We start from the raw sequence: 24550 nt of genomic DNA on the forward strand, positions 1-24550 counted from the left end.
CGAGGAGTGGGTGGGTTAGGGGCGGGTTGGGGTTGGGGTCTTGGCGGTCGCGTGTAGGCGGAGGACCCCTGCGGCCGTTGCGCCGGCGCCGGTGATCAGCGCTGCCGCCACCATGACCCGGGCGACCTCGGGTGACCACGGCACCGGAGCGATGGACCTGGCGAACACGGCGGCGTTCGCCGCGCCGGCGAAGAGCGCCAGACAGGCCCCGGCCAGCGCCACCGCGAAGTCGGCGCCCGGGCGGCGGGCCAGCGCGTACCACCCGGCGGCGATCGCGCCGAGGCCGGTGAGCAGCGACCAGATCTGCCCGGACAGCAGCCCGAGCACCACCCCGCCCAACCCCAGGGCGCCCGCGTCCAGCTCCCGCCCCACCGGGTACACGACAGCCAGCACGCCGCCGACGACCAGCAACGCGCCCACCGCGGACAACGCGCGGGCGCCAGCCGGGGCGGCGGCGGCGACCAGGCCGAGCGCGCCCATCGCGAGCAGCCCCACGATGGTCACCGCCCACCAGGTGTACGCGTCCGGCGGCGGCACCCAGTCCAGCGTGCCCTTGATCAGCACCGGGTCGGCGCCGTCGCGCAGTGGGACCGCCCAGTCCCGGACCCGGTGCTCACGGTCCGGCGCGGCGCGTACCTCGGCGGGTGGAGCCGACTCCTGCCACAGCGCGCGCTGGTCGTGCCAGCGCACCGTGGGCCCGTCGGCGACCCGCCGCCAGGACGGCGGTGCGGCCGGGTCGGCCTCGGCCGGGAGCGCGGTGTCCCCGGAGATGGTGCGGTTCAGGTAGGTGGCGGGGGAGCGGCTGTTCTCGAAGACCCCGTCCGGGCCGACCCGCAGGTACGGTTCGCCGGAGTAGCCGATGACCTCGATGGTGCGGCCGGTGCTGTTGCTCAACTCGAGCCGGGCGCCCGCCTCGACGACGCGTACCTCCAACCCGGGCCGCGCTGGCGCGACCGCGGTGGTCCGGGTGCGGTAGTCGGTGCCGTCCGGTGCGTCCGCGCCGTGCGCGGCGGCCGGCGCCGCGGTGCCCAGGGTGACCACGCAGGCGGCTGCGGCGACCAGGCCAGCGCGGGCCAGCAGGGTACGGATCACTTGCCGGCCGCCGCCACGGCCGCGGTGAGAGCTTCCGGGGTGGGGTTGGCGAGCGGCTGACCGTTGACCATGACGGTCGGCGTGCCGGTGACGTTGCTCCGGCTGGCTTCGTCGGTGACGTGTTCGGTCCACGTCCGGTAGGTGTGGTCGTTGACGCAGCTGCCGAACGAGCCCCGATCGAGGCCCACACCGGTGCCGATGTCGATCAGTTCGCCGTCGGTGAGCCCGGCGCTGCCCTCCGGCGGCTGCTTGTCGAAGAGTGCTTTCGCGTACTCGCGGAACTTGCCTCCCGCTGCGGCGCAGCCGGAAGCGGCCGAGGAACGGGTGGAGTATTCGGTGGTGGAGAAACGGTTGAGGTACGCGACCGGGTGGTAGACCACCTTCGCCTTGTTCTCGGCCACCAACTGTTCGAGTGTCGACCCGGTGCTTCCCTCGAACTGCTTGCAGACCGGGCAGAGGAAGTCTTCGTAGACGTCGACGGTGACCGGCCCGCCACCGGTGACGATGCCGGTGCCGGCCGCGTTGGCGCCGGGCGGGGTGGTGAAGTCGTCGGAGCGCTGGTTGGACCAGACGGCCCAGCCGACGACACCGGCGATGACCAGGACGACGACCGCGGCGGCGGAGACCCAGATCGTGCGTCGGCGCCGCCGCTCGCGGGCGAGCTGCTCACGGACCACCCGGGCGGCGTCCCGCTGACCCTTGCGACTACTCATCCTCGTCCTCCACAGCGGGTTCGCCGGACAACCATCCGTCCACCGATACCGGCGTACGCGGCCAGATCAGTAGAAATCCGGCCAGTACCAAGAATCCCAGGTCCCGCAGGATCTCCGGGAGGTAACTGGGGGCCTGCCCCTCGGCCAACTGCCCGCCGCTGCCGAAGCAGCCGCAGTCGATGGCCAGCCCTCGCGCCCACGCCGAGGTGATCCCCGCGATGAAGACCACCAGCAGCGCGGCCGACACCCCGGCCACCAGCCGGGTGGCCAGCCCGAGCAACAGCAGCACGCCCAGCGCCAGCTCGACGAAGGGCAGGGCTGCGCCGACCACCGTCGCCACGTCGTACGGCAGCACCTGGTACGCGTTGACGGCCCGCCCGGAGGCGGCGAGGTCGCCGACCTTCGACGCGCCGGCGACGAGCCAGACGGCGGCGAGACCGAGCCGGGCCGCGGTGCCGAGCCAGGGCCGGATGACGGGCCAACGGCCGACCCGGGTGGGAGGTGCAGTCACGCTCATTTGTCGTCCCGTCTCCGCCGGAAGTTCCGCGCTCAGCCGGTCAGGGCGTCGCCGACCGCCTCGACCAGCTCGTCACGGGCCCGAGCGACCCGGGAACGGATGGTGCCCACCGGCACACCTTCGACGGCGGCGGCCTCGGCGTACGACAGGCCGAGCAGTTGGGTGAGCACGAACGCGGCACGCCGCTCGGCGCTGAGCCTGCGGACCAGGTCCGCGGCACCGAACTGGCCGGCCGGGTCGGGGTGTGGGCGGTCGGTGTACGCGTTCGCCGCCAGGCGCTCGTCGAGCCTGCGGCGGCGGATCACCGTGCGCAGGTGGTCCGCGCAGGCCCGCCGGGCGATGCCGAGCAGCCAGGTGCGGGCGCTCGATCGACCCTCGAACGCGGGCAGGGCCCGAAACGCCCGCAGGTACGTTTCCTGGGTCAGGTCGTCGGCGCTGTCCGGGTCGACCAGGGCGGCGGCGAACCGCCAGACCTCGACCTGGGTCAGCCGGACGAACGCCGCCTGGGCGGTCGGGTCGCCGTCTCGCGCGGTCAGCGCCCACTCGGTTGCCGGGTCCCGGGCGGCAGCACCGGCCGGCTCCGCCGGACCGGCGGCACCGGTGTCACGCGGGACAGGGATCACGACAAGCCAGGTTACGCGGCGTCCGGCGGGGCGTCCGGGTCCTTCGGCCCTTGGATGGTCTGCGACACGTCGGGAACTTTCCGCCGCCACGCATCGACTACCAGATCATGACGTGCGACCACGAGCGCGATGACCGGTCTCGGGTCGCCGAAAGCCACATGGGTGGGCGACCATGGCCGGCATGACTGTCGCCCTCCGCCGCCGGATCACTCGGCTGGCCGCAGCCGCCGGCCTCCTGATCACCGTCGTTGCCTTGTTGATCGCGCCAGCCACCCCGGCCAGCGCCCATGCGGTGCTGGAGAGCAGCAGCCCGGCCGCCGCCGCGATCGTGTCGAGCGGGCCGTCCGAGGTGGTCCTCACGTTCAGCGAATCGGTCCGCAAGGTTCCCGGCAAGATCCGGGTCATCGCCCCGGACGGCTCCCGCGCCGACCGGGGCGAGCCGTCGTTCGGCGGCGCGGCGGTGACCATTCCGGTGGACCCGGGCGGTGCGCGCGGCACCTACCTGGTCAGCTTCCGGGTGATCTCCGCCGACAGCCACCCGGTGTCCGGGGCGTTCACCTACTCGGTCGGCGCACCCTCGACGCCCCCCGTCGACGACGGCGTGGACAGCCGCGCCAACCCGGTGGTGGACACGGCGGTGAAGGTGGCCCGTTTCCTCGGCTACCTCGGCCTGGTGCTGCTGGTCGGGCCGGCGCTGGTGCTCGCCGCGCTGTGGCCACGACGGCTCTCCCGGCGGGGACCGGCCCGGCTGGCCTGGACCGGCCTCGGTCTGGTGGCCGTCGCCACCCTCGCCGACCTGTGGTTGCAGGTGCCCTACACGGCCGGCGGTGGTCTCTTCGAGGTCACCGGCGAGGGGTTCGGCAGCGTGTTCGGAAGCGCCTTCGGTGCCGCCCACCTGGTCCGACTCGGCCTGCTGGCGGCCTCCGTCTTCCTGCTCCGGCCGCTGCTGGCCCGGCCTGTCGGCCGCGCTGACGCGATCATCCTGGCCGTGCTCGGCGGCGCTGCCCTGCTGACCTGGCCGCTGGCCGGGCACCCGGCGGCCTCCCCGGCGCCGGCGGTCTCCGTGGTGGTGGACGCGGTCCACCTGGGCAGCATGGCGGTCTGGCTGGGCGGTCTGCTCATGCTCGCCGGGTTCCTGCTGCGTCAGGCCGACGAGCGGGAGTTGGGTGCGATCCTGCCGATCTGGTCCCGCTGGGCGGCGCTCGCCGTCTCGGCGCTGCTGCTGGCCGGCACCGTCCAGGCGTTGATCGAGGTGGCCACCCCGCAGGCGCTGTTCGACACCACCTACGGGCGGTTGCTGCTGGCCAAGATCGGGCTGTTCGCGCTGGTGATCGCTGTGGCCGCGTACTCCCGGCAGTTGGTGCGTCGGCGCGTCGCGGCGCAGCGCCCGGCGCCGGTCCGCCGCGCGGTCTGGGTGGAGTTGGCCGTGACCGTGGTGGTGCTGGGCCTGTCCGCCACGCTGGTGCAGACCACGCCCGCCCGGACCGCCGTGGCCGGGCCGTCCGCCGCCGAGGCCGGCCTATTCAGCACCAGGCTGTCCAGCCCGCTCTATTCGCTGGAGGTCGAGCTGAGCCCGGCCGAGCGGGGCAACAACTCGGTGCACCTGTACGCCTACGGCAAGGACAACCTGCCGCTGCCGGTGGCCGAGTGGCGGGCGACCGCCGCGCTGCCGTCGGCCGGAATCGAACCGATCGAGGTCCCGTTGCTGCCGCTGACCGACAACCACGCCTACGGCGACATCAGCCTGCCGGCCGCTGGCGACTGGCAACTGAAGATCACCGTCCGCACGACCGACATCGACCAGGCCACGGTGACCGCCACCGTGCCCATCCGTTAGAGAGGTCCGCGAAAGCCATGACCCGATTCCGGCGTACCGCAACCGCCGCTGCCGCCTTGGCGTTCACCGCCGCCGCCACCGCTGTGCTCGGCTTCGCCGGACCGGCGTCCGCTCACGTCACGGTGAACCCGAAGGAGGCGACCCAGGGCGGCTACGCCCGGCTGGCGTTCCGGGTGCCCAACGAGAGTGACACCGCCTCGACCACCAAGCTGGAGGTGACGCTGCCGGCGGAAGCACCGGTCGGTTCGGTGTCGACCATGCCGGTGCCCGGGTGGACGGTGGCGATGGAGAAGCGCAAGGTGGACCCGCCGATCGAGGTGCACGGGAGCCAGCTCACCGAGGCGGTCTCCAAGATCACCTGGACGGCCACCGGCGATGCGGCGGTGAAGCCGGGTCAGTTCCAGGAGTTCCCCGTCTCGATGGGGCCGCTGCCGCAGGTCGACACGATGATCTTCAAGATCCTGCAGACCTACTCGGACGGCAACATCTCGCGCTGGATCGAGCCGCCGACGCCGGGTGCTGAGGAGCCGGAGCACCCGGCCCCGGTGCTCACCCTGGCCCCGGCCGCGGCACCGGCCGGTTCGGCCGCGCCCACCGCTGCCGGCACGGCCGTGGCGTCGCCCGATGACGACGATGACGACGAGGGCAACGGGCTCGCGGTCGGTCTCGGTGTGGCCGGTCTCGTCGCCGGTCTGGCCGGCCTGGTGCTGGGTGGGCTGGCGTTCGCCCGGTCCCGCCGAGAGCCGGTCGTCAAGGCCTGATCCCGTCGCATCCGCTGGCCCGCCGGACCATCCGGCGGGCCAGCGCGCTTTTCGCAGTCGGATCTGACCGTGCCGGGGATATCCCCTGATCACAGCGCCCACGTCGGTAAGGTCGGCCGGGTATCTGGCTACGGAAGGGGACGGTGCGAATGCGTTTCGTGCGGGCGATCGTCGGAGTGCTGCTGTTGGTCGTGGGAATTCCGGCGCTGCTCGCCGGTGGCGCGTTGTGGCTGGTGACCCGACACGCCGACCCCGATGGGGCCTTCGCCGCCCGCTTCGAGACGATCCGCACGCCCGGTCACGCGGTCGTGGTCACCGACCTCGACCGGTTGCTGCGGCAGGCGGCGCCCTTCACGCGTACCGGCCAGACCCTGCTGCGACTGGACGCCCGCACCGCGGACGGCCCGGCCTTCCTCGGGCTGGCGCCCACCGCCGAGGTGCGCCGCTGGCTGGAATCGGTGCCACACGCCTCGGTCCGCCGGGTGACGTTGGCCCAAGGCCCGCTGCCGGTCCGGCTGGACCCAGCCGGTCCCACCGCCGGCGGCCCGGCCGACCCCGCTGGGAGCCCGGCCGGCGCGGTGCCGCTCAGCCCGCTGGGTCGGGCGTCCTGGCTACGCCAGGGGATCGGCTCGCTGGAGTGGAGTGCGGACGACCTGGCCGGCGAGCCCATGAGCCTGGTGGTGATGCGCCCCGACGGCGGTGCCGACCTGACCCTGGACCTGCGCGCCGAGGTGCAGGCGGGGTGGACCGGCCCGGCCACCTGGGGTCTGCTGGCCACCGGCGTCCTGCTGGTGGTGTGTGCTCTCCTGCTCCTGCTGCGACCGCTGCGTCCGCGCGAGGTGATCTTCGTGGTCGAGCCGGATCAGGTGCCGGTGCTCGCCGGGCGGCTCGGGGTCACCACGCTGAGCGGCCTGGGTGCCCGGGAGCCCGGGTCGACCTCGCGGTTCCCGGCGGTACGACAGCTCACCTCGGTCGGCTCGGCCGTAGGGGAGCGCCCCCGGTCGGCCATCGGCGCGGAGCCGGGTCGGCCGGCCACCCTCGCCGACCTGGACGCGCCGGTCCGGTTGCCCCGATCACCGGCGGCGACGCTGAGTCTCGCCTGGCCGCCGTCCGGCGCGGAGCCCACGGCCCGGCCGGTGGCGTTTGAGGAAACGGCGAGCGGCCCTCCGCGCTGCCGACGCGGAGGGCCACCCTCACCGGGGGATCGGTGCTACCCGAGCGACGCTTGAGGTAGATGAGGCCAGATTAGCGCCGATGAGGGCTACTAGGGAGATCTGTCCATTTGGTGCGATTTTTCCTCAGGGTGCGTTGAGCGCAGCGGCCCCAGGCGCACCGTGCCCGAGCGCACCGGCAGGGCCACCAGCAGCAGCACACTGAGCAGCACGTAGCCGTTGTGAATGACGAAATCGACCGGACCGTGGGTGCGGACCGGATCCGTGCCCCAGTCGTGGAACGTCACCATGCCGTAGATGGTCAGCGCGGTGGTGCCCAGCGCCAGCCCGGCCAACCACCGGCGTCGGCGTCCCTCGTCCGGGCGGTTGGCACTCAACGCCGCGTCCGCGAGCAGCACCACCGCCGGCACGAACCAGTAGATGTGGTGGGTCCAGGTGATCGGGCTCGCCAGGGAACCGACCAGCCCGGTCAGCGTCAGGCCCGTCAACAGGTCACCGGCCCGAGCCGCACGGGAGGCCCGCCACAGCCCGTAGACGGCGACCACGGCCACCAGCAGCAGCCAGAGCAGCCGATCTGGCTTCTCCGGCGCGGTGAACCGGCTGAGCAGGCCGAACAGCGACTGGTTGCCGACGTAGTCGGTGCGCCCCACCCGATCGGTGGCCCACAGTTCGTGGGTCCAGAACCGCCACGAGTCGCCCGGGGCGACCGCCGCCGCGAGCAGGGTCGCCGCCGCCGCGGTCACGCTGGCCACCGCCGCGGCCCGCCACCGCCGGGTGGCCAACAGGTACACGATGAAGATGCCGGGGAAGAGCTTGAGCGCCGTCGCCAGCCCCACCCCCACCCCGGCCCAGCGCCGCGCCTGCGGCACCGCGTACAGCAGGTCGGCCAGGATGAGTACGACCAGCAGCATGTTGATCTGGCCGAAGGTGATCGTTTCGCGGGTGCTCTCCACCGCCAGCACGAGCAGTACGGCGACGATCAGGGTGAACGCTCGCGGCAGGTCGTGTCGGGCGATGATCGGTGTCACCAGCCAACGGGTGGTCAGCACCAGGGCCAGCACGGTGAGCACCGTGAAGATCGTCACAGTGGCATCCAGCTTCAACAGCCCGAACGGCCACAGCAGCAGCGCGCTGAATGGCGGGTAGGTGAAGTACAACTCGCCCTGCACCCGGTCGGGTTGGACGTAGTCGTAGAGCGGGTGGCCGGCGCGCCACCAGTCCACCGCCGACATGTAGATCTTGAGGTCGAGGAACTTGTGGTTCAGGCCCGGCAGGTAGAGCGCTGGCAGCACGGCGATGAGGGCCACCACCGCGACTAGGCGGCGGACCGTACGGCCGCCGGGATCGTCGTCGGTGACGGCGGGCGGTGCGACGGGTTCTGCTGGCACCCCGAAACCCTAGCGGGCCGGTCGGCTGAGAGCGCGCAGCCGCGACGTGTGGGCTGCGCGTAGGCTGTCCCGGTGGCTGATCTCCTCGTATGGATCGACTGTGAGATGACCGGGCTGGACCTCGGCAGGGACAAGCTGATCGAGGTTGCGGCACTGGTCACCGATCCCGACCTCAACGTACTGGGTGACGGGGTCGACGTGGTGATCCACGCCGATGAGGCGGCACTGGAGGGGATGCCCGAGATCGTCCAGACGATGCACGCCAAGTCCGGCCTCACCGAAGAGGTCCGTCGTTCGGCGGTCACCCTCGCCGAGGCGGAAGACCTGGTCCTGGACTACGTCCGCACCTTCGTTAAGGACCCGCGCACGGCGCCGCTGTGTGGCAACTCGATCGCCACCGACCGGGGCTTCATCGCCCGGGACATGCCCCGCCTCGACGCGCACCTGCACTACCGGATGATCGACGTGTCGTCGATCAAGGAACTCTGCCGTCGCTGGTACCCCCGGGTGTACTTCGGCCAGCCGCAGAAGGGCCTCGCACACCGGGCGTTGGCCGACATCCGGGAGAGCATCCGCGAATTGGAGTACTACCGGCGGACGGTCTTCGTCCCGCTGCCCGGCCCGGACGTCGAGACCGCCAAGGCGATCGCCGCCGAGCTCTGACCCGGGCGGCCGTCACCGGGGAGCAGGGAACCCGCTAGACGTGGTGCGCGGCGGTGTGGCTATTATTGGTCCGCACCCCGCCCGGGGCGATCGACCGGGCGACGGCGGCATGGTGGCTGTAGCTCAGTTGGCAGAGCACCGGGTTGTGGTCCCGGTTGTCGTGGGTTCAATTCCCATCAGTCACCCAGTTGGTCTCACGACTCAGGCCCCCTCTCCGGAGGGGGCCTGAGTCGTTTGGCGCCCGCCAATCGGGGCACCCGCGGCGACGTTGGCGTGCGACGGACATGCGAAAGCCCCCTCCGGAGAGGGGGCTTTCGTCAGGTGCTCAGGCGGTCGGGGTGGCTGTCGGCGTGACGGCAGCGTCCGGGGTCGGGGTGGTGTCCGGGTCGGCCGGCGGCTCGTACGGGAGGGCGCTGCCCTTGACGTACTCGTCCCAGCTCATGTTCCAGTCGGTCCATCCGTTGCCGTTCTGCAGCTTGCGCTCGGTGCCCTTGACCGTGATCGGGTCGCCGATCTGGGTGTTCCTGAACAGCCAGTCGCCGTTGGCCATCGACACGTTCACGCAACCGTGCGAGACGTTCACGCTGCCCTGCTGACCCTCGGACCAGGGCGCCGCGTGGATGAACTCGCCGCCCCAGGTGAGTCGCTGCGCAAAGTCGATCTTGGTGCGGTAGCCCTCCTCGGGGCCCAGCTCCTCCATCGTGTCGAACACGGTCTTGCGCAGCTTCTCGATCACCACCATCGTCCCGCTGGACGAGGGGGTGGTCTTCTTGCCGAGGCTGACCGGGATGGTCTTGACCACGGCGCCGTTGCGGGTCACCGTCATCCGCTTGGTCTTGTTGTCCACCGTCATGACCACCGAAGCGCCGATCTTGATGTCCACCGCGAGGTCGGCGCGGCCATACCAGCCCTCACCCATCGGCAGGCCACCGGCCTGCACCCGGTAGGAGACCTTGCTGTCGGCCTTCCAGAACTCCTTCGGCCGGTACCGGATCTCGGTCGGGCTGACCCAGTGCCAGATGCCCTCCTGGGCCGGTGTCGAGGTCACCGTCATCCGGCGCTGCACGTCGTCGCGGTAGTCCTCCGGAATGCCCCGGCTGAACTTCACGATCAGCGGCATTCCGACCCCGACCACCTGATTGTCGCCGAGGAAGCTGCTCACCCGTACCTGATTGCCCGGCTTGGCCATGGTGGTGAAGGTGCTGGTCGCGGTGGCCGGACGCTCGTCGTCGCCGGTGGCGGTCACGGTCGCCGTGTAGCTCGTGCCATAGGCCAGCGCGCCGGCCGGCAACCAGGTCTTGCCATCCGCGGCGAGGGTGCCCTCGACCGCCTTGCCGGCCGCGTCCTTGAGCTCGACGGTGGTCTTCACGGCGTCCTTCGTGGTGAAGGTGATGCCGGTGGACGCTGGCACGTCCTTGGCATCGGCCGCCGGCTCGCTGATGGTCGCCGCCGCTTTCGGCGCCGGGCTCTCATCGCCGCCGTGCCACGAGGACGGCTTGCCGCCGTCGCTGTCGGTGCAGGCGGAGGTGAAAGCCAGCGCCACGGCGAGGAGTCCCGCCGCGAACACGCGGCGTCGCCCACCGGGCCTGATCAGCTGGTCCTGGCTAGCTCGCATGATTCCCTCACAGTCGTGGTCGCTGCCCCATCGTCTCCTACTGACGCGCCAGAGCCGGCCCCGGTTGCCGAGGGTGAACCGAAACACGCCGACCATCATGCCGGAATCTTGCTACTATCCGGCGTTTCGTGAGTCTGGCTCGTCTCGGTACCGGGGCTGAGGGGTCGCCGCGGCATCGTCGCGTCGCGGGAGTGCAAGGTTACGCGCCGGCCCGGCCATCGGCAGGGCCGGCGCGAGAAGACTGACGGCTCAGAGCGCCGGGCCGGCCCCGCCACTGGGTACGGGCAGCGCGCTGCCCTTGATGAACTGCGACCAGCTCAGGCTCCACGCCGTCCAGCCGTTGCCGGCGGCGAGCCGGCGCTCGGTGCCCTTGACCGTGATCGGGTCACCGATCCTCGTCTTGTCGAACAGCCACTTGGCGTTCGCCATGGACACGTTCACGCAGCCGTGCGAGACGTTCTGCCGCCCCTGCACGTGCTCGGACCAGGGCGCGGCGTGGATGTACTCGCCACCCCAGGTGAGCCGCTGGGCGAACTCGATGTCGGTGACGTAGCGGTTGGCCGGGTCCGGATCGTCGCGGGTGTCGAAGGTCGTGGCTTCCTTCTTCTCCATCACGACCATCGTGCCGCTCGACGACGGTGTGCTCTTCTTACCGAGGCTCACCGGAATGGTGCGCACCAGAGCGCCGTTCTCGTACACCGCCATCTTCTTGTTGGCGTTGTCGACCTTCATCACGAAGGACCGGCCGATCTTGGCGGTGGCCTTCCGGTCGACGTCGCCGTACTTGCCGTTGCTCAGCGGTATGCCAGCCAGCGCGATCCGCACCGTGATGGTGGTGCCGGGCTTCCAGTACTCGGGTGCCCGGTAGTAGGCCTGCGTGCCGTTGTCGACCCAGTGCCAGGCCCCCGGCTGCGGCGGGTCGGTGCGGACGAACATCCGCTTCTGCACCGCCGCCCGGTCCTTCTTCGGGATCCCCGGGTGGAACTCGGTGACCACCGGCATCGCCACCCCGTAGCTCTTGTCGTCGAAGAGGTACAGGCCGGAACCCACCGTCGACTTCGGCTTGGCCATCGTGGTGAAGCTGCTGGTGCCCTGGCTGCTCGTGCCGTCGGCACCGCTCGCGGTCACCGTGGCGGTGTAGCGGGTGCCGTACTTCAGCGGGGTGGACGGCACCCAGGCGGAACCGTCGGTGCGGAGCTTGCCCTCCACCGCGCCCCCGCCGTCGGCCGTCAGGGTGACGGCGGAAACCTTCCCGCCGTCCGGGAGCTTCGCGCTGATCTCCGTGCTCACCGGCCGGTTGTTAGTGCCGTCGGCCGGGCTCAGGGCGAGCGGGGGCCCGCTCGGCGTGCTCGACGCGTCCGGTGCCGAGGGCCCGGACGCGTCTGGTGCGGCGCTCACGTCTGACGACGCCCCGCCAACGAATTCCGGCTTCTTCTGCTTGTCGCCGCACCCGGTCAGTGCCAGCGACGCCACCAGAGTCAGAGCGCCCAGCACCGCCCCGGCTCGCGTGAACCGTGTCATCCCCACCTCTGTTCTCGCGTACCTGGCGGACATCGTGCCGCATCAACGCCGCAACTCACCCCCCTGTCCGGAGCGCGATGGGGGTTTTGTGCCCTCTTGCCTGCAAAGCTCGACCGAAGGGTGGAGCCGGGTAACCGGATTGGAGCCCTCCTCGCAGGGGTGCTAATCTTCTCTCCGTTGCCGAACGAGCGCCGCTAGCTCAACTGGCAGAGCAGCGGACTCTTAATCCGCGGGTTCGGGGTTCGAGTCCCTGGCGGCGCACCAGCAGCAAGCTGCGCGTTCTTCCGTAGAGGAAGGGCGCGCAGCTTCGTTTTCGGCCCGTGGGGACCGTCCGTTCCGGTTGCGGCTTCGCCCTGGATGATCATGGTGACCCGCTCGGCCGTGTCCGTCCGGCTGCCGCTTCCTGACCTCGGATTCCCGCCGAAGAGGCCGTACCGGACATTGCGCGTGATCATCGCCGGATGCAAAGCTGGATCGATGGGTTGGTGGAATCGATTCCGACGCGGATCGCGTCAACCTCTGCGCCGGCCAGGCCCGGGCGTACCACTGGCCCCCTGGCCATCCGACCTGCGGGAGCTGATCGGGGATATTGCATCGGCCCGGCCGGAGTACCGGGCCGAGCTGCTGGCTCTGCTGCGGCGATTTGAGTCGGCGAGCCACATGCGCACACCCGAGCCGGTCTACGAGATCGGCAAGATGATCCGTCGGCACGCGTCGGTGCCGGACGACAACGCGACCGTCGCGGCCTGGGCGGTCTGGCACGCCCTTCCGGAGCTGGAACTGATGGCGAACGCCCGGGAGCGCTGCCAGCACGCCAAGAGCCTGCTCGTGACACTGCGCGAACTGGTGCTGCACGGCCCGGACCCGGCTTTCGAGATTGGCGACCCGGACACCACCATCGGCGAAGCCCTCCGGCTCGAGGCGGAGCGGATCGGCCACGCCCCGATGGCCGGCGAGGGTGAACACCAGGTCGGCTATCGGGCCGCGTACGCCGGGTTCGTCAAGCAGATGGCGCATCGGGCGAGAGAACTTGAGGGGATGCCGGAGCGCAACCCCCGCCGCGGCGTCCTGGCCACGGTCGCTGCGTTCGCAGACCCGGCCGAAGCGCCCACCCCGGTGCTGGTGGCCCTACGCGACGCCGTGGCGGCACTTCCCCGCCAGCGGGACGCTCGGCACGAGCAGTGGGTGGCGCGGGTGACCAGGGCCGTGGAGCCGTTGCACTCCGGCGGCCCGAGCGTGGACCCGACCGCCATCGGGCGGGCGATCGTGGCGGGCCTGCCGGGGCTTAACCGTCTCGACGAGGCGCTGGGCCGTCTCGAACGGATCGAGGAGCAGCTGGCCGAGACGCAGCGCCGGCTGGCGGATCAGCGAGCGCACCTGACCGAGGAGGTGATCCGCTGGCGCAACATGCTCGCCCGCGAGCTGCGTCAGCAGGCTGACCACCACGTTGCCGCGACCGGCATCTCACTCGACGCCGACTTCACGGCCGGCTTTACCCTGGCCAGCGACCAGATCGCCCGGCATCTGCGCGAGCGGGCCAACCGGCTCGCCGTCGCCGACCTACCCAAACCCGCCTTCCCGCTGGCCCGGGCCAGAGACGACACCTGACCGCCGCCACCGACCCCGCTGCGCGCCGTGCAGCGGGCGCAGGTCAACGTAGCCAGCGGACCCGCTCTTCGACGCCCCGGATCGCCTTTCGCCACAGGGTGCTGGCCTGCCCTCCCTGCAGGGAGGCAAGTTGGCGACGCGCACCCCATCCGGCGATCGGCCTGTCCACGGCCCGAAACAGATCGTCGAGATGATCGAGCGGCGAGCCCACGGTCAGCAGATTCAGCACGTCGTCGATGCTGAACGCCACCGCGAGCTCTCGAACGAGATCGCGGTTGGTGATGAACAGGGACGGGATCCACTGCGTCGGCGCAAATCGCAGGCTGTGCAGGATGAGGTCGAATTCGTAGCAGTTTTCGTCGTCAGGCTCGGTCTCGGTGCCGCCGATCCGGTCCAGGACGCTTTCCCAGTCCGGAATGCCGGCCAACTCATGCGCTTCGGTCCTGGCCAGATACTTACGCAGGGAAGCTACGGATCTGAACAGGAGGAGGTGCCCCTGGGCGCCGGGAAAGGCCGCCTCGGTCCGTTGGTCGTCGAGGTACGCGCGAAGCGTGTATCCCCTATCGCCAGACCGAAGCGCGATGGCAATGGGGTGAACGGTTGACGCCATGCTCGATGGAGCTTCCTGCGGGCTCGTACCCGTGCAGCTCGGGTGTGTCCATTGAGCCCTGGGATGCTCGCGTTCGCGGGTCTCGCGTTCGCGGGCCTGACGTTCCCTGCGCTGACGCTCGGGATCCTTGCGCTCCCGGGCCTCGCGCTTCCGGGCCTCGCGTTCACGGTCCTCGCGTTCACGGTCCTCGCGTTCACGGTCCTCGCGATCGCGGTCGTGCCGTTCGCGATCCTGCCGCTCTCGGTCCTGCCGTTCGCGGGCCTGACGCTCCCGGTCCTGCCGTTCGCGGGTCTGGCGTTCGCGCGCCTGACGCTCCCGGTCCTGCCGTGCACGGGCTTCACGCTCGTGGGTATCTCTCAACTGCTTGTACGCCGCGTTGATCCGCTGCATCTGCTGAGTGACTTCTGCGCGGACGCTCGCAGCGCTCGACTGATGCCGGTCGGGATGCCAGATCTGCACGAGAAGGAGGTAGCGCTCCCGAATCTCCGCGACCGACGATTCACGCGTCACTCCGAGAACGGTGTACGGATCCTGTCCGTCAGAGGGCATGACGTCCGCCGGATCTCATGGATGATCGGATCTCGTACACCGCGGCGATGGTAACAGCACTGTCGATGCGTGTGTTCCCACAGCAATGCGCGGGATCCATGAGCGGCACGAGTCCGCCGGGTTGTGGACCACCGCCAGCCCCGCCCCCCGAGCGGCTTTCGTCCGCCGGCCGGTGGCGTCAGCAATCGTCACACGTCTATAGTTGCGCGGATCACCCTAATCATGGCCGTGGTGACGCGGCCGGATCGTCGAAGCGCTTCGACGATCCGTCGTTCAGGCCCGTCAACCGGGTGTCGAGCCTGGTCACGCCGGCCTCGGCGCTCCTGTGCGCCGGTCGTACGACATGAGGAGAACCGCATGCGGAACTGGCGCCTTCGGCGCGGAATCACCGCGCTCGCGCTCGCCCTGCTGGCCCTACCGACCGTCCCCGGCACGGCGCTTGCCGATCCCACCTACCCGTTCCGAAATCCACACCTGCCCGTGAACGCCCGGGTCGACGATCTGCTCGGGCGGCTCACCCAGGACGAGAAGATCTCGTGGCTGCACCAGTACCAGCCGGCCATTCCCCGGCTGGGCATCGGCCTGTTCAAGACCGGCACCGAGGCGTTGCACGGGGTGGCCTGGTCGACCGACATCGACAACAACGGTGCGGTGGTGAAGGCCAACGGAACCGTCTTCCCGCAGCCGGTGGGCATGGCGAGCACGTGGAACACCGACCTGATCCGGCAGGTGGGTTCGGCCGTCGGCGACGAGGCACGCGGTTACCACGCGCAGAACCCGCGAGTCTGGGGTCTCAACCTCTGGGCGCCGGTGGTCAACCTGCTGCGCGACCCGCGGTGGGGCCGCAACGAGGAGGGCTATTCCGAGGACCCGGTGCTCACCGCCGCGATCTCCACCGCGTACGGCTCGGGAATGACCGGCGGGGATCCCAACCATCTGAAGAGTGCCCCGACCCTCAAGCACTACCTGGCCTACAACAACGAGGTCCGGCGCGACGTGACCTCGTCGAACGTGCCGCCACGGGTGCTCAACGAGTACGACCGCGCTGCCTTCAGGCCGGCCATCGCCGCCGACGCGGCGACCGGGGTGATGGCCTCGTACAACCTGGTCAACGGTCGCCCGGCCACCGTGGATCCGGATCTGGCCACGGTGGTACGTGGCTGGACCGACCAGCCGCTGATGAACGTGACGGACGCCTGGGCGCCGAACAACCTCGTCGCCTCACAGGGGTATTACGCCACCCAGGCCGAGGGGAACGCCGCGATCGTCAAGGCCGGCCTCAACAGCTTCATCACCGACGACACCAACGCGCAGCCGACCGTCACCGCCATCAAGGAGGCGCTGGCCGCTGGCCTGCTCACCGAGCGGGACATCGACGCCCGGATCCGGGAGATCCTGAACGTGCGGTTCCGGCTGGGTGAGTTCGATCCGGGCGGCGGCCGGTACGGCAGCATCACCCCCGATGTCATCAACAGCCCCGAACATCAGCGGCTGGCCCGCCAGGCCGCGGGCGAGGCGATGGTGCTGCTGAAGAACTCCCGGCAGGCCCTTCCGTTGGATCCGGCCCGCACCCGCAAGGTGGCCGTGCTCGGGCCGTTGGCCGACACCCTCTACTCCGACTGGTACGGCGGCGACCTGCCGTATCAGGTGACCGCGCTCGACGGCATCCGCGAGCGGTTGGGCAGCTCCGCGAGCGTCAGCGGGCTCGACGGGGCGGACCGGATCGCCCTGAAGGACTCAGCGACCGGCCGGTACGTCACAGCCACCGGCACCACCGATGCCGACCCGGTCGCCGCCACCGGCGCCGCCGCGTCCCCCGCCGCTCAGTTCGACGTGGTGGACTGGGGCCAGGATGTGGTGACGTTGCGCAACGCCGCCAACGGCCGCTACCTCGGCTACAACTGGGGGCCGTTCGTCACCCGTGACGAGCAGCCGAACGGCTGGTACGTGCAGCAGCAGTTCAAGCTGGAGCCGCAGGCCGACGGCAGCGTGGTGCTGCGCTACGTCGGCTACGAGACCACGGAGAGCTGGTTCGGTGCCGACACGTACGTCACGGTTGGCGCCGACGGCGCCCTCAAACTCGGCGCGTCGACCGCGGCCGACGCCACCCACTTCAGCCGTGAGGTGGTCAGCAGCGGGCTCGACCGGGCCGTCGCCGCGGCCAAGGCGGCCGACACCGCCGTCCTGGTCGTCGGCAGCAACCCGTTCATCAACGGGCGCGAGGCGCACGACCGGACCTCCACGGCCCTGAGCGCCGGCCAGGAGGCGCTGGTCAAGGCGGTCGTCAAGGCCAACCCCCGCACCGTGCTGGTGCTCCAGACCAGCTACCCGGTGACCATCGGATGGGAACAGGAGCACGTGCCGGCCATCGTCTGGACCACCCACGCGGGGGCCGAGACCGGGCACGCCGTCGCCGACGTCCTGTTCGGTGACCGCAACCCCTCCGGCCGGCTCACCCAGACCTGGTACCGCTCAGACGGGCAGTTGCCGCCGGACCTGCTGGAGTACGACATCATCACGTCCGGCCAGACCTACCTGTACAACACCGCGAAGCCGCTCTACCCGTTCGGCTACGGGCTGTCGTACACCCGATTCACCTATGGCCAGCCCCGCACCGCCGCCCGGTCGGTCGCGGCCGACGGCACCATCGCGGTCAGTGTCGCCGTGACCAACACCGGCAGTCGGGCCGGGTCCGAGGTGGTCCAGCTCTACACCCACCAGCGCACCTCGCGGGACAAGACACCGCTTCGAGCGCTCAAGGCGTTCCAGCGGGTCGAACTGGCACCCGGGCAGACCCGGACCGTGACGCTGCGACTGCCCGCCGCGGACCTGGCGCACTGGGACGTCACCCGCAGCCGGTGGGTGGTCGAGTCGTCCACCTACGACCTGCTGGTGGGCGCGTCCGCCGACGACGTCCGGGCCCGGACGGCGGTCGCCGTCCGCGGTGAGACGATCCCGGCCCGGGACCTGTCGCGGACCACCCGGGCGGAGAATTTCGACAGGTACGCGGGCGTCCGGCTGGTCGACGAGACGAAGGTCCGGGGTACTTCCGTCGGCGCCACCGCCTCCGGTCAGTGGATCTCGTTCGCCGGGTCCGCCCTGCGCCCCGGCGCGCACACCTTCACCGCGAGGGTCGCCAAGGCCGGCGCGGACGCCGGCACGGTCCAGGTCCGACTGGGCTCGCCCACCGGCCGGTTGCTCGGCACGGCCACCGTGCCCAGCACCGGCGACGACTACCGGTACGTCAGCGTCAGCGCCGAGTTGGCCCGGGCCGCTGGCACCCACGACGTGTACCTGGTGTTCGATTCGGCGTTGCGGCTGGCCGACTTCTCCATCAGGTGACCGGAACCCGGGCCGGGACGGTCGTCGTCCCGGCCCGGGCCGGACCGCTCCGGGCCGGTCGTCGGGACCGGCCCTGAGCCGTTCCTGCTCTCGTGACCTGGTCAGCGTGTCGCGCTACAGGTCAGCGTGGGTGTGCTGAGCGTGCCGGTGGACGAGCCGAGGAAACCGAACGTGGTGCTGGAGCCCGCGCCGAGGGCACCGTTGTAGACGACATTGCGGGCGGTCACGGCGGACCCCTGACTCGTGACTGTCGCGTTCCAGCTCTGGGTGATGCTCTGCCCGTTGGCGTAGGTCCACGTCACGGTCCAACCGCTGATCGCCGCGGTTCCCGCGGTGACCCGTACCTCGCCCTGGAACCCGCCGGACCACTGGCTGGTCACCGCGTACGTGGCGGTGCAGCCGGCCGACGGTGGCGGCGGGGTGGTCGGTGGGGGAGTGGTCGGTGGCGGGGTTGTCGGGGAGGGCGGCGGGGTCGTCGGAGTGGGCGGCGAGGTGGTGACGGTCCCGCCCCAGCCGGCGGTGGAGTCCAGCCAGGCGGCGCGGCGCAGCATCCAGTCCCGCATGACCTGGACCTGGCCCTGCCAGGTGGGCGAGGTCGGCGTACGGAAGAAGCTGACCGCCGGTGCGCTCAGGTTGGGCCAGCGTTGGAAGTTGCGTTGGGCCGCGTTGGTCAGCGGTGTGGCGAGGGCGTTGATCCGAGCCTGTAGCGCGGTGTCGGAGAGCAGGCCGCGTCGCAGCGTCTGCCAGCGTGAGCGGGCCTGGTCGACGAATGCGGGATCCCGCAGCAACTGGGCGAACCAGTCGTTGGCCGACGGCTGCCGGGTCTGCTGGTGCTGCCAGCCCGCCACCTGGTCGTTGGCGAAGAATCCACCGACGCCGAAGCTGAGGTCGAAGTCCCACAGGGGGCCAGCGAAGATCTTGCTGTCGCGATCCTTGTAGAAGTGGGAGCTTCGGACGTACGAGTCCATCTCCCGGCTCAGCTCGTTGACGATCATGAGGTCGACGAAGGAGTCGACCTCAATGTACCTGCGGTATCCGGTGGTCGGGTCGGCGAAGTTCGGTGCCCGCAGCACGTCGTTGAACTCCTGGATGTGACCGCGCAGCCAGTCCCGCTGTTGCGGTTGCAGCGGCGACGGGTCGACGACCTCAAGGTAGTTCCAGCAGGTGGCCGCCGGTCCCGTGCACGGCAACGTCGGCTCCTCGGCCGCCATCCACTCGAACTTCCAGATGTACCCGCCCTGGATCTTCGGCAGGGTCACGTCGTCGGAGTCCAACTGTTTGAGGTCGAGACGGTCCTTGGAGTTCTTGATCGTCTCCACGATCATGTAGACGCCCATGTAGTCACCAGCGCCCACCGGGGCGGCGTCGGTGTTGAGGTAGAACTCGGCGAGCCGCCCGACGAGATACTCCAGACCGCTCTGGCCACCGAAACTTTCGGAACTTTCGAGATTCGTCTGATGGTTGTGCCTCGCTGCCGCTCGGCGTCCCGATCCGGGATCAATGTCGCGACGGGCGCGATGGGGTCGGGCGGGGTGCGGCCGGACGGCAAGTGGGTAATGGGGGGCGATGAAGTCAACCTGGAAGCCCCACGAGAAGCACGGCGGCCTGTCGGACAAGGACAAGCGCGAGCTGCCGGAGACCGTCTTCGCGTTTCCCGGCAAACGCAAAGAGCCGATGACCGACGCGGGCCACGTCCGCAATGCCGTCGCCCGCTTCGATCAGGTGCAGGGCGTCACCGACGAGGAACGCGACCTGGCCTTCCAGAACATCCTCGCCGCTGCGGCTCATTACGGCGTCGACGTCGCGGAGACGAACTGGCGCCAACTCGGTCGACTGCCGCACACGCCGAACCCCGCGCACTGAGCAGACGACACCCCCAGGGCCGACCCGGCTCGACCCCGGGACGGGTCCGAGAGCCGGATCGGAGACGTGTTAGCGTGCTCGTCGTTGTCAGCGAGCGCCGCTAGCTCAACTGGCAGAGCAGCGGACTCTTAATCCGCGGGTTCGGGGTTCGAGTCCCTGGCGGCGCACCAGCAACGAGGGCTCTGGCCTGGTGGTCTCCCACCTGGCCAGGGCCTTTCTCAGTCCGTTGCGGCTGCCGGAGGTGCAGGGCGAACCGCGTCCGTCACTCGAACAGGCCGGCCGGCGGCGCGTGGTGGCCTTCCTGCACATGCGAGTAGTCGCGGGCCTCGGCGACGAGGCCCGCCTCGTCGAAACGCAGCACCGTGCATCCGCAAATGGTCAGGGGTTGGTCCTTGACGTGGATCACCGCCCAGTACTCCACGGCCGCGGCAGCACCGTCGACCTGCGGCTCGGCGAACCACACCTGGGCCGGGCGGGACTCCTCGGCGAAGCACTCCTCCAGATAGGCCCGGAGGCCGGAACGGCCACGGTACGGGCGGAACAGCGAGGCCCAGTGGTCGCCGTCCTCCCGTTGCAGGGCGACGATCGCGTCGACGTCCTGGGCCGGCCAGGCGTCGGTCCAGGTCCTGGCCCAGCGCTTGGCCGCCGTGCGTGTCTGCATGAGTGTCTCCTCCGCTGATCCCGTGTCTCGGGTCAGCGCAGTTCGTACCACCGACCCCTGACGGTCGCGCGCTTCCGTCGCGCCGCGGACCCGGCCGAAGGCCCCGGCCCGCTACTTCCTTCCTTGAGGCACGCGGGCTGTCGGCTCGGGCGCTCGTCGTCTAGCGCGGTGGCGAGACGTACAGCCCGGTCCTGCACCCCATCTCGCCCGGCTCCAGCCAGATCCGGTCGTATGCCGGTGATTCGATGGCGCCGTCAGGGGTTCGGACCAGGAGGAGGCAGGCCCGTTCGGCGGGAACGCCCACCGCGGCGACGAGAGCGTTCTCGTGGGTGACCGTGTCGACGATGACGTGCTTCTCGGGAAAGGCGGCCCGCACCCTGCCCGCGAGGGTGTCGGGCGTGGCGGTGCGCAGCGCGGCAGTGAGACGGTCGCGCGCGTCGTCGGGCAGCGTTGGAATCGGCGCGGCGGTCGGCACCGGAGGGGTCGCCACGGACGGGCAGTCGATCTCCTCGAATGACGTGTAGCGATAGAGTTGCATGAGGTAGCGGTAGCACCGCGTGGCCTGGCCGGCAGAGTTGCCGACGTCGCCGAAGGTGTTCACTTCGCCCTCTTCCACCGTCGCCACGAAACGGACGTCGATGGTGGCCTGCTCGCTGCCGGTGGTCCGGCCCGACCAGGCCAGCGGCTCACGTCGGACGTTCGACGTGCCGCCGTTTGCCGGTTCGAGGATCTCGGTCGCGGCGATGTACTCGGCGTCCCGCGCCCGACTGCGATGACCGAGGCTCTTGTTGAGGGACTTCGCTTCGGCCGCGGCGTCGTCCCGTGCCATCGCGTCGCCGTCGCCGTACTCCGCGCATCCGGCCGACAGCAGACAGAGCGTCAGCGCAGCGCAGGCCAGAGCAGTGGCGCGGAGGCATCGACGGGGCCGGTGAGGATGAGCCATGGCGTCGAGCATGCCGGCCGACGGTAGCCGCAGGATGAGTGCTCGTACTCATCCTGCAGGCTCAGGACGTGATGGGGTCACCACCACGCGAACGCGGATTCATCGGATGACGCCAGCACGGCATGGGGGCAAGGGCGAGCGATCTGCCCGCTACGAGCGCATTTGCGCATTGATGGCCTCCAATTGAACATTGCATTCGTCACACGTGTGACCTACGCTCCGAGCAAGACTTCCGTAGCGATTGACAAAGAGTGCGGTTGGGCGACAGAAGCCCCCGCCGGCTCCTCAGTGGCGTCGCTGTTCCGTACTCGTCGCTCGATACGCACATTGGGCGTCATGTCGACGACAAGTGAGAGGAACAGTCCGTGAGATCAGTCAGATCCACCGCTCGAACGTCAATGTTGGCGATCGCGGTGCTTGTCTCCGCCGTACTGCCGGCCGTGCTGACAAATCAGCTGCCGGCCTCTGCCGCGGTCCAGGCGACCTACTACGTCGCTCCGGACGGCAGCGACGCCAACCCGGGGACGCTCCAATCGCCATTTCGGACGCTGGAGCGCGCCAGGGATGTTGTTCGCACGGTGAACGCGAGTATGACCGGCGATATCAACGTCTACCTTCGCGGTGGGAGTTATCCGGTCAGCAGCACTGTCGAATTCGGTGCGGGTGACTCCGGCACGAACGGATTCCGGGTCAGCTATGGCGCCTACCCCAACGAGAAGCCGATCCTCGACGGTGGCGTCCAGGTGACCGGATGGACCCAGCACAGCGGCAACATCTGGAAGGCGCCGCTCGACCGCGCCAACAAGCTGCGGGCGCTCTATGTCAATGACAAGCGCGCGTACATGGCTTCGAAGACGATCAGTTCGGCGGGATGCTACGGGACGTACAACATCACGGCCGGCCAGGCGGCGTGGGCCTGGGAATCGGGATCGCAGTGCGATGGCGCCAAGTACAGCTTGGCCGATTTTCCCGCCGTCGCCCGCAATCAGGACGACATCGAGATCGAGACGGGGACGACCTGGACCACGGCCATCGTGGGTGTCCGTCAGGTGACCACGAGTTCCGACGGCGCGAACCGGGTGGCCCTGTTCCAGCAACCAGGTGCGGCCATCGCCCAGGGCGCGTTCAACGGCAACGCCCAGGTCGGCGGCACCCACAAGCTCATGAACGCCTACGAGTTCCTGGATGCGCCCGGTGAGTTCTACTTCGACAAGGCCAGCCGGACGGTGTACTACTACAAGGCCAATTCCGAGAACATGTCGACGGCGACGGTCTACGCACCGAACAACGTGACCACCGTGCTGCGGGTCGCCGGCACCTCGACGAGCAGCCACGCGCGCAACATCACGTTCTCCGGCCTGACGGTGCGGCACTCCGACTGGAACCTGGTCAACGTCGCCGGCTCGGCTTTCAAGCAAGCGCAGCAGGGCAATCTGAGCGCCAACGTGTACGCGAAGGGCAACTTCCACGTCTACTACTACCGGAATGTCGACGTCACCCCCGGCATCGTCCAGGTGCAGAACGCCGACGGGATCCTTTTGCAGCGCAACCGGATCGAGCACACCGGCGCCGACGGGATCAACATGGTCAACGACGTGCAGGGCACGCAGTTGATCGGCAACTTCACCAACGACATTGCCGGTTCGGCCATCACCGTGGGCCATCCTCAGCACGTCTACATCGGAGACGGCACGTCGACCAACCGCGAGAAGTATTCCGCACAGGTCGAAGGGCTGCCGAAGAACATCGACATCAAGAACAACTACCTCTACGACAGCGCGGTCCTGTTCAACGGGCACAGCCCCATCTCGGCGTACTTCGCCGACACTCTCACCATCCAGCGCAACCGGATCGAGAAGACTCCGTGGTCAGGCATCACGCTCGGTTGGGGCTGGTGGAACTTCGACGGATCGTCGGGCTCGATCGTGCCCAATCGACCCACCACGACGGCGCGCAACAACACCATCAGTTACAACCACATCGTCGACACGGTGCAGCGTCTCAGTGATACCGCTCCCATCTACACGCTGGGCAGTCAGCCGGGGACGACGATCACCAACAACTACCTCCAGGGCGTTCCCGCCGGCCACAAGTACGGTCTCCATCCGGACGAGGGCTCGGCGTTCATCACGTTCCGCGACAACGTGCTGAGTATCGACAAGAACGTCACCTGGATGATCAACTCAGACGACTTCGGGCGGAAACACGATCTGAGCATCACGCAGATCTACGGCCCGATCAACAAGGTCTCGAACAAGAACCTGCCGAACAGCACGGTCGGCGACATCCTCGTCTCCTCCGACTATGTCTGGCCGGCGACGGCGTACGGCATCGCCGCGAATTCAGGCCTTGAGGAGGCGTACCGGGACATCATTCCGGCGAGCAATTTCTCCGCACCGAACTACGTGCTGCCGGCCAGCACCTTCGTCACCAGTGCCACCGCGTCTATCCCGATCCGGAGCATCGGCGACGCCACCAAATCGGTCTGGTTGGCCCCGTCCGGCACGACCACGTTCACCGCCGGGGCGACGATGACCAGGGCCGCCGGCACCGCCACGTCCATCGCCGTGCCGGCCACTCAGGGCGAGTACCGGCTCTACGTCGTCGACGCACAGGGCAGCCGGTCGGCCGAGTCGACCTCGATCGTCCGGCAGCAGCAGGGTGGTGGCAGCGGTACGGGGAGCGGACAACTCGCGGGTGGCCAGTCCGGCCGCTGCGTCGAGGTGCCCAACTCCTCGACCACCAACGGCACTCAGACCCAACTCTGGGACTGCTCCACCGGCGCCAACCAGCGGTGGACCCAGACCGCCAGCAAGCAGCTGACCGTGTACGGCAACAAGTGCCTGGACGCTTCCGGGGCGGGCACGGCCAACGGCACCGCGGTCATCATCTGGGACTGCCACGGCGGCCTCAACCAGCAGTGGAACGTCAACACGAATGGCACCGTCACGAACGCCCAGTCCGGGCTCTGCCTCGATGCCAACGGCGCCGCCACCGCCAACGGCACGAAGGTCATCCTCTGGTCGTGCAACGGTGGCGCGAACCAGCAGTGGAGTCTGCGCAGCTGACCGA

19 protein-coding genes and 3 tRNA genes are annotated in these 24550 nt (G+C 69.6%); 11 read left to right on the plus strand and 11 right to left on the minus strand.

Features of this window, described 5'->3' with window-relative positions; translation table 11 throughout:
* Nucleotides 1-15: 15 nt before the first annotated feature.
* From JOD64_RS20040 to JOD64_RS20055, 4 genes are read right to left on the minus strand one after another with little or no spacing between them, the layout of a single operon-like run.
* The gene (locus JOD64_RS20040; RefSeq protein WP_204943617.1) at nucleotides 16-1092 is read right to left on the minus strand and encodes a hypothetical protein; all 1077 of its coding nucleotides are present in this window, start codon (nucleotides 1090-1092) and stop codon (nucleotides 16-18) included.
* Nucleotides 1089-1805 carry a DsbA family protein gene (locus JOD64_RS20045; RefSeq protein ID WP_204943618.1) on the minus strand — a complete coding sequence of 239 codons (717 nt, stop codon included), beginning with the start codon at nucleotides 1803-1805 and terminating at the stop codon, nucleotides 1089-1091. Before JOD64_RS20045 ends, JOD64_RS20040 begins: the two co-directional genes overlap by 4 nt.
* Nucleotides 1798-2322, minus strand: a complete 525-nt coding sequence (locus JOD64_RS20050; protein ID WP_204943619.1) for a MauE/DoxX family redox-associated membrane protein — start codon at nucleotides 2320-2322, stop codon at nucleotides 1798-1800. Before JOD64_RS20050 ends, JOD64_RS20045 begins: the two co-directional genes overlap by 8 nt.
* A gap of 32 nt (nucleotides 2323-2354) precedes the next feature.
* Entirely contained in the window at nucleotides 2355-2945 is a 591-nt protein-coding gene (locus JOD64_RS20055) for a sigma-70 family RNA polymerase sigma factor (protein WP_204943620.1), read from the minus strand.
* Nucleotides 2946-3117: 172 nt separating this feature from the next.
* Between JOD64_RS20055 and JOD64_RS20060 the strand changes: the two genes are divergently transcribed.
* The 3 genes from JOD64_RS20060 to JOD64_RS33975 all read left to right on the plus strand — a co-directional run bounded on the left by JOD64_RS20060 (nucleotide 3118) and on the right by JOD64_RS33975 (nucleotide 6772).
* Nucleotides 3118-4782 (plus strand): copper resistance CopC/CopD family protein, encoded by a 1665-nt coding sequence (locus JOD64_RS20060; RefSeq protein ID WP_204943621.1) that lies wholly within the window; start codon nucleotides 3118-3120, stop codon nucleotides 4780-4782.
* 17 nt (nucleotides 4783-4799) lie between these two features.
* Complete coding sequence (locus tag JOD64_RS20065) at nucleotides 4800-5543, plus strand: YcnI family copper-binding membrane protein (RefSeq protein WP_204943622.1); 744 nt, start codon at nucleotides 4800-4802, stop codon at nucleotides 5541-5543.
* A 149-nt stretch (nucleotides 5544-5692) separates the two neighbouring features.
* Complete coding sequence (locus JOD64_RS33975) at nucleotides 5693-6772, plus strand: hypothetical protein (RefSeq protein ID WP_239561412.1); 1080 nt, start codon at nucleotides 5693-5695, stop codon at nucleotides 6770-6772.
* Nucleotides 6773-6807: 35 nt separating this feature from the next.
* On the opposite strand, the gene JOD64_RS20075 is transcribed toward JOD64_RS33975, so the two are convergent.
* The gene (locus JOD64_RS20075) at nucleotides 6808-8103 is read right to left on the minus strand and encodes a glycosyltransferase family 87 protein (protein ID WP_204943623.1); all 1296 of its coding nucleotides are present in this window, start codon (nucleotides 8101-8103) and stop codon (nucleotides 6808-6810) included.
* A 72-nt stretch (nucleotides 8104-8175) separates the two neighbouring features.
* Between JOD64_RS20075 and orn the strand changes: the two genes are divergently transcribed.
* Together orn and JOD64_RS20085 are read left to right on the plus strand one after the other, a co-directional pair.
* Nucleotides 8176-8766, plus strand: coding sequence for an oligoribonuclease (gene orn / locus JOD64_RS20080; RefSeq protein ID WP_091393455.1), 591 nt, complete (start codon nucleotides 8176-8178; stop codon nucleotides 8764-8766).
* 112 nt (nucleotides 8767-8878) lie between these two features.
* Nucleotides 8879-8951: transfer RNA gene (locus tag JOD64_RS20085), tRNA-His, on the plus strand.
* A 140-nt stretch (nucleotides 8952-9091) separates the two neighbouring features.
* Here the strand turns inward: JOD64_RS20085 and JOD64_RS20090 are convergent.
* The gene (locus JOD64_RS20090; protein WP_204946159.1) at nucleotides 9092-10381 is read right to left on the minus strand and encodes a L,D-transpeptidase; all 1290 of its coding nucleotides are present in this window, start codon (nucleotides 10379-10381) and stop codon (nucleotides 9092-9094) included.
* 249 nt (nucleotides 10382-10630) lie between these two features.
* Nucleotides 10631-11902, minus strand: coding sequence for a L,D-transpeptidase (locus tag JOD64_RS20095; RefSeq protein ID WP_204943624.1), 1272 nt, complete (start codon nucleotides 11900-11902; stop codon nucleotides 10631-10633).
* A 188-nt stretch (nucleotides 11903-12090) separates the two neighbouring features.
* On the opposite strand from JOD64_RS20095, the gene JOD64_RS20100 reads away from it, so the two are divergent.
* Together JOD64_RS20100 and JOD64_RS20105 are read left to right on the plus strand one after the other, a co-directional pair.
* Nucleotides 12091-12166 (plus strand) — tRNA-Lys (locus JOD64_RS20100).
* A 396-nt stretch (nucleotides 12167-12562) separates the two neighbouring features.
* Nucleotides 12563-13510: a hypothetical protein gene (locus JOD64_RS20105; protein WP_204943625.1), complete on the plus strand. Its 948-nt coding sequence runs from the start codon at nucleotides 12563-12565 to the stop codon at nucleotides 13508-13510.
* A gap of 43 nt (nucleotides 13511-13553) precedes the next feature.
* Here JOD64_RS20105 and JOD64_RS20110 read toward each other — a convergent pair whose 3' ends face one another.
* Complete coding sequence (locus JOD64_RS20110) at nucleotides 13554-14669, minus strand: J domain-containing protein (RefSeq protein WP_239559596.1); 1116 nt, start codon at nucleotides 14667-14669, stop codon at nucleotides 13554-13556.
* 357 nt (nucleotides 14670-15026) lie between these two features.
* Between JOD64_RS20110 and JOD64_RS20115 the strand changes: the two genes are divergently transcribed.
* A complete protein-coding gene (locus tag JOD64_RS20115; protein ID WP_204943627.1) occupies nucleotides 15027-18011 on the plus strand; it encodes a glycoside hydrolase family 3 protein in 2985 nt (994 codons plus the stop codon).
* A gap of 101 nt (nucleotides 18012-18112) precedes the next feature.
* On the opposite strand, the gene JOD64_RS20120 is transcribed toward JOD64_RS20115, so the two are convergent.
* Nucleotides 18113-19366: a CotH kinase family protein gene (locus tag JOD64_RS20120; protein WP_372434167.1), complete on the minus strand. Its 1254-nt coding sequence runs from the start codon at nucleotides 19364-19366 to the stop codon at nucleotides 18113-18115.
* 211 nt (nucleotides 19367-19577) lie between these two features.
* Between JOD64_RS20120 and JOD64_RS20125 the strand changes: the two genes are divergently transcribed.
* Together JOD64_RS20125 and JOD64_RS20130 are read left to right on the plus strand one after the other, a co-directional pair.
* Complete coding sequence (locus JOD64_RS20125) at nucleotides 19578-19874, plus strand: DUF6582 domain-containing protein (protein WP_204943629.1); 297 nt, start codon at nucleotides 19578-19580, stop codon at nucleotides 19872-19874.
* 94 nt (nucleotides 19875-19968) lie between these two features.
* A tRNA-Lys gene (locus JOD64_RS20130) sits at nucleotides 19969-20044 on the plus strand.
* A gap of 92 nt (nucleotides 20045-20136) precedes the next feature.
* On the opposite strand, the gene JOD64_RS20135 is transcribed toward JOD64_RS20130, so the two are convergent.
* The gene (locus JOD64_RS20135; protein ID WP_204943630.1) at nucleotides 20137-20535 is read right to left on the minus strand and encodes a nuclear transport factor 2 family protein; all 399 of its coding nucleotides are present in this window, start codon (nucleotides 20533-20535) and stop codon (nucleotides 20137-20139) included.
* 160 nt (nucleotides 20536-20695) lie between these two features.
* Nucleotides 20696-21478: a hypothetical protein gene (locus JOD64_RS20140; RefSeq protein WP_239559597.1), complete on the minus strand. Its 783-nt coding sequence runs from the start codon at nucleotides 21476-21478 to the stop codon at nucleotides 20696-20698.
* 398 nt (nucleotides 21479-21876) lie between these two features.
* On the opposite strand from JOD64_RS20140, the gene JOD64_RS20145 reads away from it, so the two are divergent.
* Entirely contained in the window at nucleotides 21877-24546 is a 2670-nt protein-coding gene (locus tag JOD64_RS20145) for an RICIN domain-containing protein (protein WP_239561414.1), read from the plus strand.
* Nucleotides 24547-24550 lie beyond the last annotated feature (4 nt).

The organism is Micromonospora luteifusca (assembly GCF_016907275.1).
Taxonomy (GTDB): domain Bacteria; phylum Actinomycetota; class Actinomycetes; order Mycobacteriales; family Micromonosporaceae; genus Micromonospora; species Micromonospora luteifusca.

Bases quoted from the DNA above. Each gene is read 5' to 3' on its own strand.
- JOD64_RS20060 (WP_204943621.1), top strand. From the start codon at position 3,118: ATGGCCGGCATGACTGTCGCCCTCCGCCGCCGGATCACTCGGCTGGCC.
- JOD64_RS20095 (WP_204943624.1), bottom strand. From the start codon at position 11,902: ATGACACGGTTCACGCGAGCCGGGGCGGTGCTGGGCGCTCTGACTCTG.
- JOD64_RS20105 (WP_204943625.1), top strand. From the start codon at position 12,563: ATGCGCACACCCGAGCCGGTCTACGAGATCGGCAAGATGATCCGTCGG.
- JOD64_RS20135 (WP_204943630.1), bottom strand. From the start codon at position 20,535: ATGCAGACACGCACGGCGGCCAAGCGCTGGGCCAGGACCTGGACCGAC.
- JOD64_RS20050 (WP_204943619.1), bottom strand. From the start codon at position 2,322: ATGAGCGTGACTGCACCTCCCACCCGGGTCGGCCGTTGGCCCGTCATC.
- JOD64_RS20110 (WP_239559596.1), bottom strand. From the start codon at position 14,669: ATGCCCTCTGACGGACAGGATCCGTACACCGTTCTCGGAGTGACGCGT.
- JOD64_RS33975 (WP_239561412.1), top strand. From the start codon at position 5,693: ATGCGTTTCGTGCGGGCGATCGTCGGAGTGCTGCTGTTGGTCGTGGGA.
- JOD64_RS20145 (WP_239561414.1), top strand. From the start codon at position 21,877: ATGTTGGCGATCGCGGTGCTTGTCTCCGCCGTACTGCCGGCCGTGCTG.
- JOD64_RS20090 (WP_204946159.1), bottom strand. From the start codon at position 10,381: ATGCGAGCTAGCCAGGACCAGCTGATCAGGCCCGGTGGGCGACGCCGC.
- JOD64_RS20140 (WP_239559597.1), bottom strand. From the start codon at position 21,478: ATGGCTCATCCTCACCGGCCCCGTCGATGCCTCCGCGCCACTGCTCTG.
- JOD64_RS20115 (WP_204943627.1), top strand. From the start codon at position 15,027: ATGCGGAACTGGCGCCTTCGGCGCGGAATCACCGCGCTCGCGCTCGCC.
- JOD64_RS20045 (WP_204943618.1), bottom strand. From the start codon at position 1,805: ATGAGTAGTCGCAAGGGTCAGCGGGACGCCGCCCGGGTGGTCCGTGAG.
- JOD64_RS20065 (WP_204943622.1), top strand. From the start codon at position 4,800: ATGACCCGATTCCGGCGTACCGCAACCGCCGCTGCCGCCTTGGCGTTC.
- JOD64_RS20125 (WP_204943629.1), top strand. From the start codon at position 19,578: ATGAAGTCAACCTGGAAGCCCCACGAGAAGCACGGCGGCCTGTCGGAC.